The organism is Paraburkholderia ribeironis (assembly GCF_900019265.1).
Classification (GTDB): Bacteria; Pseudomonadota; Gammaproteobacteria; order Burkholderiales; family Burkholderiaceae; genus Paraburkholderia; species Paraburkholderia ribeironis.
On the sequence record NZ_CYGX02000055.1, the window covers coordinates 1 to 12421 of the forward strand.

The 12421-nt window shown below is 61.5% G+C and carries 12 protein-coding genes; 5 read left to right on the plus strand and 7 right to left on the minus strand.

Annotated features, from left to right (window positions below; genetic code table 11):
• Positions 1-180 precede the first annotated feature (180 nt).
• The gene (locus BN2475_RS23665; protein ID WP_094781916.1) at positions 181-1128 is read left to right on the plus strand and encodes a LysR family transcriptional regulator; all 948 of its coding nucleotides are present in this window, start codon (positions 181-183) and stop codon (positions 1126-1128) included.
• Positions 1129-1224: 96 nt separating this feature from the next.
• Positions 1225-1530 (plus strand): hypothetical protein, encoded by a 306-nt coding sequence (locus tag BN2475_RS23670; RefSeq protein WP_094781917.1) that lies wholly within the window; start codon positions 1225-1227, stop codon positions 1528-1530.
• 68 nt (positions 1531-1598) lie between these two features.
• Here the strand turns inward: BN2475_RS23670 and BN2475_RS23675 are convergent, their stop codons facing one another.
• The 6 genes from BN2475_RS23675 to BN2475_RS23700 all read right to left on the minus strand — a co-directional run bounded on the left by BN2475_RS23675 (position 1599) and on the right by BN2475_RS23700 (position 8233).
• The gene (locus tag BN2475_RS23675; protein ID WP_245841531.1) at positions 1599-2561 is read right to left on the minus strand and encodes an NAD(P)(+) transhydrogenase (Re/Si-specific) subunit beta; all 963 of its coding nucleotides are present in this window, start codon (positions 2559-2561) and stop codon (positions 1599-1601) included.
• Between the two features lie 64 nt (positions 2562-2625).
• On the minus strand, positions 2626-3447 hold the full coding sequence (locus BN2475_RS23680) for a fumarylacetoacetate hydrolase family protein (RefSeq protein WP_094781919.1): 822 nt from the start codon (positions 3445-3447) through the stop codon (positions 2626-2628).
• Positions 3448-3504: 57 nt separating this feature from the next.
• Complete coding sequence (gene frc, locus BN2475_RS23685; RefSeq protein ID WP_094781920.1) at positions 3505-4752, minus strand: formyl-CoA transferase; 1248 nt, start codon at positions 4750-4752, stop codon at positions 3505-3507.
• 24 nt (positions 4753-4776) lie between these two features.
• Positions 4777-6540, minus strand: a complete 1764-nt coding sequence (locus tag BN2475_RS23690) for a thiamine pyrophosphate-binding protein (protein ID WP_094781921.1) — start codon at positions 6538-6540, stop codon at positions 4777-4779.
• A gap of 774 nt (positions 6541-7314) precedes the next feature.
• Positions 7315-8034 (minus strand): GntR family transcriptional regulator, encoded by a 720-nt coding sequence (locus BN2475_RS23695; protein WP_094781922.1) that lies wholly within the window; start codon positions 8032-8034, stop codon positions 7315-7317.
• Positions 8012-8233 (minus strand): hypothetical protein, encoded by a 222-nt coding sequence (locus BN2475_RS23700; protein ID WP_094781923.1) that lies wholly within the window; start codon positions 8231-8233, stop codon positions 8012-8014. Before BN2475_RS23700 ends, BN2475_RS23695 begins: the two co-directional genes overlap by 23 nt.
• A gap of 466 nt (positions 8234-8699) precedes the next feature.
• Between BN2475_RS23700 and shiA the strand changes: the two genes are divergently transcribed.
• The 3 genes from shiA (at position 8700) to BN2475_RS23715 (ending at position 11901) form a co-directional block, all read left to right on the plus strand.
• Positions 8700-10019, plus strand: a complete 1320-nt coding sequence (gene shiA / locus BN2475_RS23705; RefSeq protein ID WP_094781924.1) for a shikimate transporter — start codon at positions 8700-8702, stop codon at positions 10017-10019.
• 342 nt (positions 10020-10361) lie between these two features.
• Positions 10362-11762, plus strand: coding sequence for an L-lactate MFS transporter (locus tag BN2475_RS23710; RefSeq protein ID WP_094781925.1), 1401 nt, complete (start codon positions 10362-10364; stop codon positions 11760-11762).
• A gap of 10 nt (positions 11763-11772) precedes the next feature.
• Positions 11773-11901: an MFS transporter small subunit gene (locus BN2475_RS23715; protein WP_094781926.1), complete on the plus strand. Its 129-nt coding sequence runs from the start codon at positions 11773-11775 to the stop codon at positions 11899-11901.
• Here the strand turns inward: BN2475_RS23715 and BN2475_RS23720 are convergent.
• Positions 11894-12304: a hypothetical protein gene (locus tag BN2475_RS23720; protein ID WP_094781927.1), complete on the minus strand. Its 411-nt coding sequence runs from the start codon at positions 12302-12304 to the stop codon at positions 11894-11896. The genes BN2475_RS23715 and BN2475_RS23720 overlap by 8 nt on opposite strands.
• Positions 12305-12421: the final 117 nt, after the last annotated feature.

A 12421-nucleotide genomic window follows, 5' to 3' on the forward strand; every position in this document is an offset into this window, starting at 1 on the left:
TTACGCGGCCAATTCACCGAGTTCAGCTTCGAGTCGCTTCGTCATCCGGAAAATTCGACGCCCTCTCGGCTGCAACTCGGTCAGTTGGTCCATTAATCAGCGCTTCCCTAGGGTGATTGCTGAATTACGAATAATTAAAGTTTGTTATTATGTGGATTCACATTTGCTTATACATTGGCCATGACGATGCGCAATGCGACTCTGCGGCAACTGAAGGTCTTTGAAACGGTGGCGCGCCACCTGAGCTTCTCGCGTGCCGCGGAAGAATTGCATCTCACACAGCCCGCCGTTTCCACTCAGGTCCGGCAGCTCGAAGAACATGCGGGGCTGCCGCTGTTCGAACAACTCGGCAAAAAAATTTATCTGACGCCGGCGGGCACCGAAATGCTGCACTACAGCCGCGCGATCATTCAGCAGTTCCACGAAGTCGACGAAGCGATGAGCCAGCTCAAAGGCGTCTCCGGCGGCAAGCTGAATGTCGCGGTGATCAGCGCCGGCGATTACTTCTTTCCGCGCCTGCTGGCTGAATTCACGCGCCGATACTCGGACGTCCAGCTCAATCTCGCCGTGCACAATCGCGAACAACTGCTGCAGCAGCTCGCCACCAATCAGACCGATCTCGCGGTGATGGTGCGCCCGCCGCACGAGACCGACGCAACCAATGAGCCGTTCGCGCCGCACCCGTACGTGATCGTGGCGGCGCCCACGCATCCGCTTGCGCACAAGCGCAACATCCGGATGAATCAACTCGCGAACGAGGCCTTCATCGTGCGCGAGCGCGGTTCGGATACGTGGAATTCGATGGAAGAAGGCTTCGCCGGACGTCTCGCCAACCTGAAGATCGCGATGGAGATCAAGAGCACCGAGACGATCAAGCAGGCAGTGATCGCTGGCATGGGCATCGCGTTCCTGTCCGCGCATACGATCAGCCTCGAATTGCAACTGGGCCATCTGGTCGTGCTCGATGTCGAGGGCTTTCCGGTCATGCTCAACTGGTACGTCGTGCACCGCAAGAACAAACGCCTGCCGCCCGTCGCGGTCGCCTTCAAGCGCTTCCTGATGGAAGAAGGCGCGAACCTGATCGAGAAAATCACACGCGTCAAGGAATTGAGCGTGTATAAGCAATAGGCTATAAAAATCCAATAAAACTTTAACTATTACAAATTGATCAGTACTTCTATGCTGCAAGCGAGTTCTGTCACTTGTCAGCCCAGGAGGCCGATCATGAACCACGCCCCGGTTGCGTCTCATACGAGCACGCGCACTGCGCGCGTCGCTGCGGACCATCCCGACGACGCTCATCTGAGCGCGTACAACGCCGCGTTCAGCGACCTCGGCCTGCGATTCCGCTGGGACCACGCCACGCTCGACGTGTTGAAGGAATTCAATAGTGAAGCGGCACGTATCACCGCGTACATCGAGCGGTATCACAGTCATTTGCTCCGCGCATACGATGCAGATTTTCTCGCGCAACTGATTCTGCACAAGAAGGACCAGTACTACAGCGAGTTCGCGGCGCACAGCAATTGAGCGCCCTGGCGGGTTCATGATCCCGCCGCGCGCCGCGCCGGCCGTTGCAAAGGTCAGTGTATGCATGTTCAACGGCGGGTCGTTAAATGAACCGGGCGATTGCGCACGCTGCGCACGCTCCGGACACACTCGCGTCGACGCGTAGCCACGCTCCTGCTGTTATGCCAGCCACGACGGTATCGGTCTGTTGCCGTGCGCACGGTGCCCGGCGCTGCGTCGCGCAATGCCCATGTCTGCTCTTCCCCGCCATGCCATTCGATGCGCGCGAGCAAGCCGCGCCGGCTGATCGCCAGATGAGTGCGGATGTGCGCGTCGCCGTGACAGCTCACGCCGTGACAGATTGCGGCGTGACAGATTGAATACTCGCGGCTGACCATCAGATGCACACCCATCGCGCACGCCAGCGCGCTCATCGACAGTAGCGCCGCAAGGCCGAATGGCTGCGCCTGCCCGGTCACAAAGCCGTAGCCGAGCCATCCACAAAGCAGGATTGCAGAGAGATTGACGACGCGGTGGCCCGGACCTGCCACCGGCTTGAACTGCAACGCACCGCATAGTTGGCAGAATACGATCGCGCACGCAGCGAAGACCAGTGCACCGATAAACACCGCGAGATAGAGCCCAACATAGAGCCCGATATGCTCGGCATTCGAGCTGGCCGCCGTCGACAGATAACGAGCAACGCCTCCCGACATCGCAACGAGGCCCATGCCGCTGCCCAGCAGCGCAACCACGCGCGGCCGTCGCGCCAGCTCGCATCCACGTACGAGCCACGCACCGACAATGGCGCCGACCATCGAAGCACCGACCACGTCGCCGCTCTCGCCCATGCACGCAGCGAGCAGTCCCGCGAGCACGGCGGCCAACGCACCGGCGTGCGAATAGCGTCGAGGCATCGAGCGCCGTTGAAGCTGCCTCCGGCCGAGTGCGGCAAACGCAACCGTCAACGCAGAAACCAATGCAACGGCGAAGCCGACTGCCAGCGCGAAGAACATGCCCATCCACGCAGTACTGTCAGACGTTTGCAGCATGCGTACTCCTTCGAGTTCCGATGCAATGACGCCGGGCCGACAAAGCGAGAAACTCGGCCCCCTTTCAGACAGCGTTTGTCGTTTCGTTCGACCGGACCTGTGCAACCGTATCCGCTCGCGCGGCGCGCAACGTATTGCTCAGCGTACCGATCGCGTCGATCGTGATCGACACCGTCGCGCCGTCCCTGATCGATCCAACGCCGAGCGACGTACCGCACGCGATCACATCGCCGGGTTCGAGCGTCAGATCCTGCGAAATCAGGCTCACCTGTTCGGCGGGCGAGAAAACCATATCGGCGAGCGGATAGTTCTGCCGCTCGACGCCATCGAGCGTCGTCACGAGACGCGCGTGCCGCCATTCGAAACCGGAGACGATTGCCGGCCCGATGCAGCAGAACGTATCGAACCCTTTCGCGCGACACCATTGCGGAAAGTGCGGACTCTCATTTAGCAGATCGGCGGCGGTCACATCGTTGACGATCGTGTAGCCGAAGATTGCATCGCCGGCTTCGGCCACACTCGCGTCGCGGCAGCGCCGGCCGATGACGATGCCGAGCTCGCCTTCGTAGACGATCTTGCCCGTGTAGCTGAGTGGCCGGCGGATCGGCTCGCCCGCACCGATCACCGAGTCCGCCGGCTTCAGCAGAAAGAGCGGATGCGTGGGCACCGGTTTGTCGAGCTTCGCGGCCAGCGCGTGATAGTTGTTCCACAATGCAATGACCTTACCCGGCGCGCAAGGCGCTAGCGGCGTCAGCGCGCGCGTCGACAGCACCGCGCCGGTCGGCACTGGCTGATCGAGACTTTCGTACTCGTGCAGATAGCCACTTTCGACACGGCCGAACACGATGCCACCGTCACTCGACATGAACCGCATCCACGTATCCATACGTCGCTCCTTCAGCGCTTCGCCACGATCGCTGGTTTGACTACCGCGCTGGCGCGCCTAGATCGCGCCAGCCATGCGCAATGCGCTGATCTGCTCCGGCGAATAGCCCAGTTCTGCCATCACTTCGTCGGTATGTTCGCCAAGCAGCGGTGAACGTTTGACCTCGGTCGGACTGTCGGACAATTTGATAGGATTGCCAACTGTCAGATATTTACCGCGCGCCGGATGATCCACTTCAACAATGGTGCCGGTTTTGCGCAGCGAAGGCTCTTCAGCTATCTCCCTCATCGACAGAATCGGGCCGCACGGAATGTCGTATTTGTTGAGGATCTGCATGGCCTCGAATTTGGTCTTGGTCATGGTCCATCGCTCGATCTCGGCAAAGATCTCCTTCAGGCGCGGCAGACGCGCCGGTGCTGTCGCGTAGTCGGGGTCCGTGGCCCACTCCTCCTTGCCGATCACGTTGCAGATCTTCGTCCAGACTGGCGCCTGCGTGATGAAGTAGATATACGCGTTCGGGTCCGTCTCCCAGCCCTTGCACTTCAGGATCCAGCCCGGCTGACCGCCGCCCGACGCATTGCCAGCACGCGGCACCGCTTCACCGAACGTTCCGTTCGGATATTGCGGATACTCTTTCATCGTGCCGGTGCGATCGAGCCGCTGCTGGTCGCGTAGTTTTACGCGGCACAGATTGAGCACGCCATCCTGCATCGCGGCGAGCACGCGCTGGCCGCGTCCGGTATGCGTGCGCTGATACAGCGCCGTGACGATGCCGAGCGCCAGATGCAAGCCGGTGCCGCTGTCGCCGATCTGCGCGCCGGTCACGACCGGCGGCCCGTCGTCGAAGCCGGTCGTCGAAGCCGCGCCGCCCGCGCACTGCGCGACGTTCTCGTAGACCTTGCAGTCCTCATAAGGCCCAGGGCCGAAGCCCTTCACCGACGCGACGATCATGCGCGGGTTCAGCTCCTGAATGCGGTCCCACGTGAAGCCCATGCGGTCCAGCGCGCCCGGTGCGAAGTTCTCCACCAGCACGTCGCATTTCTGGATCAGCGCTTCGAGCACCTGCTTGCCTTCCGGGTTCTTCGTGTCGATCGTGACGGAGCGCTTGTTGTGATTGAGCATCGTGAAGTAGAGGCTGTCCACGTCCGGAATATCGCGCAGCTGCTCGCGCGTGATGTCGCCGGCGCCGGCCCGTTCCACCTTGATCACATCCGCGCCAAACCACGCCAGCAATTGCGTGCAGGTCGGCCCCGATTGCACATGCGTGAAATCGAGGATGCGCACACCGTCGAGTGCTTTGCTCATGTCATATCTCCTGAAGTGTGCGGCTTATTTGTACATGGTTTGGTTCTTCGTCCCGGGTGCGTACTCGCGCGGGTCGACCCAGATGTTGACCACCGCCGAACGGCCGGTGCGATGAATCGCTTCGCGGGCGCGCTGCAGCGCGCCCGCGATCTGCGCGGGATCGCGCACTTCCTCGCCGTGACCGCCGAGCATTTCGGCGAATTTGCTGAACGGCACGTCGCTCAGCAGATTGCCGACGTTGCCGCGCTCTTCGCCGTATTTGGCTAGCTGGCCGTAGCGGATCTGATTCATCGCCGAGTTGTTGCCGATCACCGCCAGATAGGGCGCGCCGAAGCGATTGGCGGTTTCCATGTCGAACGCGGTCATGCCGAACGAGCCGTCGCCGTAGTAGCACAGCACTTCCTTGTGCGGATGAGCGAGCTTCGCCGCGAGCGCGAAGCCAGTGCCCACGCCGAGCGAGCCAAGCGCGCCCGGGTCCATCCATTGCCCCGGACGACGCGGCCGCACCGCTTGCGCGGAGATCGTCACGACGTCGCCGCCGTCGCCGATATAGATGGTGTCGTCGGAGAGGAATTCGTTGAGCTCGTAAGCGACGCGATAGGGATGAATCGGAGTGCTATTCGATTTGAAGAGCGGCATCAGTTTTTCGGTCGCGCTCGCTTCGGCGTCCTGCAATTGCGCCATCCATTTGCGGCGCGCCTGGCGCTTATCGTCTTTCAGGCGACCGCTCGCGGCCTGTAGCACCGCCGCCAGGATCGCGCCCGGGTCGCCGACCAGGCCGAGATCGATATCGCGGTTCTTGCCGACCGTGCGGTAGTCCATGTCGATTTGCACAAGCGACAACTCTTTGCTGATGCGCCTGCCGTAGCCCATGCGGAAATCGAACGGGGTGCCGACCACGATCAGCACATCCGCATTCGCGAAAGCCTGCGAGCGCGTGCGGTCGAAATGGTGCGGATCGCCCGGCGGCAACAGCCCGCGGCTCGCACCATTGAAATAGCCGGGCATGTCGATGCCACGCAGCAACGCGACCGCTTCTTCATGGCCACGCGCGGTCCACACCTGCTGCCCGTAGAGGATCGCGGGCCGCTCGGCGTTCACGAGCAGGTCCGCGAGTTTTTCGATGTCGCGCGGATCGCCGATCGATTTCGTCGACGCCCGATAGCGGCCCGGCTGCGGCACGATCGCACGCGTCGCGTCAACTTCGCGGTCCAGCACGTCGCGCGGAATTTCCAGGTAAGCCGGACCGGGCGCGCCGTTGAAGCACTCGCGCGCCGCCATCGAGATCATGTCCGCGACGCGTTCGGTACTCGACACGCTAGCGGCGAACTTGGTGATCGGCGCCATGATGTCGACGTGCGGCAGGTCTTGCAGCGAGCCCATCTTGTGCTGCGTCAGCGCGCCCTGCCCGCCGATGTGCAGGATCGGACTCTCCGAGCGAAACGCGGTGGCGATGCCGGTTACCGCGTTGGTGCAGCCGGGGCCGGCGGTCGTGACCACGCAGCCGAGCTTGCCGGTCTGGCGCGCGTAGCCGTCGGCCGCATGCGCGGCGACCTGCTCGTGGCGCACGTCGATGATGCGGATCCCTTCGTCGACACAACCGTCGTAGATATCGATGATGTGGCCGCCGCACAGCGTGAAGATCGTATCGACCCCTTCGTTTTTCAGTGCCTTCGCAACCAGATGGCCGCCCGAGACGACGCCGGCATTGCGCGTCTTCTGCTTGAGCGTGTCGTCGGCTGTCGTGCTGCCCATGGTTGAGTTCAGGGATGAAACAACTGCAGACATGGTCGTCTCCGGTGTCGACCAGAGTTGGCGCTTTAGCGCTTACTCTGGTCCCATGCTGAGGTTTGACTGGAGTTGGCGCTTTAGCGCTTACTCCAGGCCCTCAGCGGTCGACCAGAGTTAGTGCTTCAGCACTTACTCTGGTCCCATGCTGAGGTTTGACTGGAGTTGGCGCTTTAGCTGTCGGCCAGAGTTAGCGCTTCAGCGCTTACTCTGGCCCCCATGCAAAGCACTTACTCTGGTCCCATGCCACGCTAGTGGCGGTCGGTCGGAGTTGGCGCAAAGCACTTACTCCGGTCCCATGAAAGATGCGGGTCAATCGGTTGTGCAACGGTTAATCGACGGACGCACCCGTTTGAACTTGCGTCCGCTCTCACCCATGTTTCACCAGCCTTCTACATACCGTATGTGATATATCACATTCAATCAAGCTTGATTTACAAACTGTGCGGTCTCGAGCCTCCTGCTTCTGTTCCCCACCAGTTGGTGCTTCATCGCGCAAAGACCGAGACGATTCGAGGCCGAGACCGGGAAAAATACTGAGTCGGGCTCTAAGTCGCGACCGTTGATATATCACATACCATATTTTTCGTACCGTCAAGCAAGGTTTATCCCTCACTGACCGTGGCATGCCAACACGGCCAACGTCCGGCATCGGCAACAGCAACAGCAACCAACCGCAGGCGACGGCCGCCAACCGCGCACAAACAAAAGGCCCGCGGCGTTTTCACACCGCGGGCCTTCCTATTCGAAACCTCAGTCAACCCCTAGCACCCGTCAATCAAGAAAATCACAATTCGCCTCGACGAACGCTGCCAGATCCAGCGAATGCTGGCGCGTGAGACGCTCGGCCAATTCGGTATCGCGCTTCTCCAACGCCTCGATGATGCGCAAGTGGTCGACGATCGAGCGTGACGCCCGATCGCTCTGCGAAATAGTCATACGCCTGATCGCACGCACATGAATGAAGATGTTCTTGATCGTGTCGAGAATGATCTGCGACTTCGACAGCTCGACGATCGCCTGATGGAACGCGATATTGGCGTCCGAATATTCGGCGATGTGCTCGGCCGGCGTCGCGTCGCGGAAATTGTCGAACATGTGGCGCAGGCGGGCGATCTCCTCGTCCGTCGCGTGCAGCGTGGCAAGCCGCGCCGCCATGCTTTCGAGCGCCGCCCACATCTGGATCATCTCGACGATCTCGCGCTTGCTCTTGCGCACGATATAGATGCCGCGCCGCGGCACCATGCGCAGAAAGCCTTCCTGTTCGAGCAGGGTCATTGCCTCGCGAACCGGGGTGCGGCTCACGCCGAGCGATTCGCTCAGCACGCGTTCGTCGAGGCGGATTTCTTCGCGATTCTGGTATATATCCGCGTCGGCAATCGCCTGGCGCAGCATCGCATAGGCCTGATCGCGCAAGCTGGCGCTCGCGCCGATCGGCTGCAGTGACAAGGTCAGCGGGGTTGCCACTGTTTCAGTTTGAAGTTCTGACGACATTCATCGCCTCTGCTTGAACATGCGCGCGATAGGGCGCGGGTGCCGCCCCGCCGAGTTGCTCGCCGAGGCCGATGAACCGGCCATGTTGCGATGCAAGCTGCGCGACCGCCTGAGGAATCCAGTCCGTCAGCAGAATGGTGGCGGCAGAGCCCAAACCCGCAACTGCAATGGCGAGCAGCAAAAGAGGCACAAATTCCATTTGTAACTCCGGACGATTGAGTGAACGAATGACTCAATCATATGCTGCAGCGCCGCATTAATCAATATTCCGTATGTAGTATATCAGCGATATGTTGTTTTTGGATCACCTCTTTACGTTAGCACGTGGCGACTCGAACCGTTTCTCCGCACCGATCAAGGCGCCGCTTCTCGGTGTAAACGCGCAAAACGCGCGCTATGCGCGCAGTCGCGTTCGATGTTCGCGCAATTCGACCCCGATGCGGATTGTGAGATCCGCCTCACATCACTAATCTTCCGGACATCCTGCCACGGATCGATTCCGGCAACTGCCCTGCCCCTGCGGTTCGATCCCGCCCAGTCCGAGAGTTCAACGCAACTATCTTGCATGGGACCGGAGTAAGTGCTGAAGCACTAACTCAACTAACTTGCATGGGACCGGAGTAAGTGCTGAAGCACTAACTCCGGTCGACAAAGGAGACAGCCTGATGAGTATCATCATCCCGACGGCCACCACGGCCACCCAGCGCACGGCGCGCAGCCAGGCGCGCAAGGCGGCGCTCGGCAGCTTTGTCGGCGCCGTGGTCGACTGGTACGACTTTCTGCTATACGGCATCGTCGCCGCACTGGTCTTCAACGCCGAGTTCTTCCCGAAGGTCAGCCCGGCGATGGGCACGCTCGCCGCCTTCGCCACCTTCGGCGTCGGCTTTCTGTTTCGTCCGCTCGGCGGCTTCGTGTTCGGACACTATGGCGATCGCCTCGGACGCAAACGCATGCTGGTCCTCACGGTGATGATGATGGGCCTGTCGACCGCCGCCATCGGTCTGCTGCCGGCCTTCTCGGCGATCGGCTGGTGGGCGCCGGTGCTGCTCGTGACGTTGCGCGCGATTCAGGGCTTCGCGGTCGGCGGCGAATGGGGCGGCGCGGCGCTGATGGCGGTCGAAAGCGCGCCGGAGAAGAAGAAAGCGTTCTACAGCAGCGGCGTGCAGGTCGGCTATGGCGTGGGCCTCGTGCTGTCCACCGGGCTGGTCGCGCTGATCAGCCGTTCGATGGACAACGCGTCGTTCCTCAGCTGGGGCTGGCGCCTGCCGTTCCTGTTCAGCGTGGTGCTGGTGCTGATCGCACTGTGGATCCGCTCGAGCATGGAGGAGTCGCAGGAATTCGTCGAGAAGGTCGGCCAGCATGGCGAACGCAGCGTGCGGCTGCCGATCGTCGAAGCGCTGCTGCGTCATCCGAAGGCGTTTCTGCTGATCATCGCGCTGCGTCTGGCCGAGTTGTTCACGATGTATATCGTCACGGCGTTCGCGCTGAACTACTCGACGGCGAACCTGCACATGCCGCGCGAATTCTTCCTGACCATCGGCCTGCTGGTCGGCGCGCTGAGCTGTGTGACAATTCCGTGTTTCGCCTGGCTGGCGGATCGCTTCGGCCGCCGCCGCGTGTACATTATCGGCGCGCTGGTAGGCATGTTCAGCGCAGTGCCGTTCTTCCTCGCGCTCGAAGCACGCTCGACGGTGTGGATCGTGGTGTTCGCCGTGATGCTCGCGAACATCGCGCACGACATGGTGGTCAGCGTACAGCAACCCATGTTCACCGAACTGTTCGGTACCGAGTATCGCTATAGCGGCTCGGGCGTCGGCTATCAGGTGGCGAGCGTGGTCGGCGGAGGCTTTACGCCGTTCATCGCGGTCGCGCTGGTCGGCCTTGCCGGCGGCTCGTGGCACCCGGTCGCCGCGTACCTCGCGATCGGCTGCCTGATTTCTGTGCTGGTGGCGGCCAGGATGAAAACCGGACGCGGCATCGCCTGAAAAGTCGCGAAGCAGTGACCGCAAAGACGGACCGGCGTGGCGCAGTGCCACCGCCGGTCCGTTTTGCGTTTGCGTTTTGCGTTTATGCGGCGTCGCCGTTGGACAGCGCCGTTGGACAGATTACTGTCGCATTTCATCCGGAAAATGCCTTATGTGTTTGCGTCTCATATTGCCAAGGCCTGCTTCCCGCCCTATTGTTCGACAACTCGGCGAACTTACCCGTGCAATATGAACGCAAAATACATATATTCCTGAGCGCAAATCTGCAAGCTTTACACCGCTACAACTAAAGCACGGGTACGAGAATGCCGATAACAAAGAATTCCTTACGGGAGACCGACAATGAGTAGCATCATCGAGCCGGGCGACCAGCCAGGCTCCGCCCCCTTCTTTTCCAAGCAGGCCACGGTCGCGACGCCGGGATTCTCGCGCTGGATGGTCCCACCCGCCGCGCTCGCCGTTCATCTGTGTATCGGCCAGGCGTACGCGTTCTCCGTGTTCAACGGTCCGCTGACCAAAGTGATCGGCATTACGCAGTCCGGTCCCGATGACTGGTCGCTGACTGCACTCGGCTGGATTTTTTCGCTCGCGATCGTGTTCCTCGGTCTGTCGGCGGCGTTTGCCGGCAAATGGCTCGAACATGTCGGCCCGCGCCGCACGATGTTTACCGCTGCATGCTGCTTCGGCGGCGGCTTCCTGATCTCCGCGCTCGGCGTGTACCTGCATCAGATCGTGCTGCTCTATCTCGGCTATGGTGTGATCGGCGGCATCGGGCTCGGGCTCGGTTACGTTTCGCCGGTATCGACGTTGATCCGCTGGTTTCCGGACCGCCGCGGGATGGCGACTGGCATGGCGATCATGGGCTTCGGCGGCGGCGCGATGATCGCTGCGCCTTTGTCGGTGGCCTTGATGAATCACTTCCACAGCGCGACCAGCGTCGGCGTGGCCGAAACCTTCGTGGTGCTCGGCATCGTGTACTTCATCTCGATGTCGATCGGCGCACTCGCGATCCGCGTGCCGCCCGCCGACTGGAAGCCGGCCGGCTGGACTCCCGCCGCGACCGGTCAGAAGATGATTTCGCGTAATCACGTGCACATCGACCAGGCATTGAAAACGCCGCAGTTCTATCTGATCTGGCTGGTGCTGTTCCTCAACGTGACGGCCGGCATCGGCATTCTCGGCCAGGCCTCGGTGATGATCCAGGAGAGCTTCAAGGACACGGTGACGCCGGTCGCGGCAGCAGGCTTCGTGGGTCTGCTGTCACTGTTCAACATGGGTGGCCGTTTTGTGTGGGCATCGGCCTCGGACTGGCTCGGCCGCAAGAACACCTACTTCGTCTTCTTCGTGCTCGGCGCGGTGCTGTACTACCTGGTGCCGGGTTTCGCGGCGTCCGGCCAGATCGCACTGTTCGTGCTCGCCTACTGCGTGATCCTGACGATGTACGGCGGCGGCTTCTCGACGGTGCCGGCCTATCTCGCGGACATGTTCGGCACGGCATTCGTCGGCGGCATCCACGGCCGCCTGCTGACGGCGTGGGCCGCCGCGGGCGTCGCTGGTCCGGTGCTGGTGAATTACATTCGCGCGTACGAAGTCGCGCAAGGCGTCGCCAAAGCGGATGCCTACACGATGACCGTTCACATCATGGCCGTGCTGCTGGTGATCGGCTTTATCTGCAACCTGCTGGTCAAGCGTGTGGACGACAAGCACCACATGACCGACGCAGAACTCGCCAAAGGCGCCTGAGGAGACCCGCATGTCGACCGTTCAAACCGTGCATCCGACCAACAAGGCGAAGCTCGCCGTCTTCTGGCTGTACGTGATGCTCCCGCTCGCATGGGGCGTGATCAATACGATCTCGCAAGCGTTGAAGCTGTTCAAATAAAAGTCGCACCGCACCCCGCACGTGCAGGCGACGGGGTGCCGGCAGCGGGCATGAGTCTGCTCGTGACCGCTGCCTGTCCTGCTGCCTGTGCCGCATTGGCGGCACTGTTGACGCAGACATAGGCGTCGCCGCCACCCTGAAAGTTCTGCACGACCCGACTCAGGTTGCCGATCTGCTGGTTGGTGCTCCACAGTTGCGCGCCGGTCACGGCATCGCTGCTGGTGGCCGATATTTCGTCATCCTTAAGATTGGTCAGCTGGACTATCGGCGCGCTGGCCGCGGTACCGCCGAGCATGACTTTGTCATGGGCCGAGCTATCGTATTGCACCGCATACGCCACCGCTCCGTTGAAACTGCCGACGGTGCTTTGCAAGCCGGCGATATCGGTGCTGTTCTGCGTCACGCGCCAACGCCGCGCCGACGTCGCTATACGTCGAGCCGCCGATCGTATAGGACGGCGCAACCACCGCGCGGTTCGCGATCGAGCCGCCGCCCACCGCCACTAAACCCGCCGCGCTGG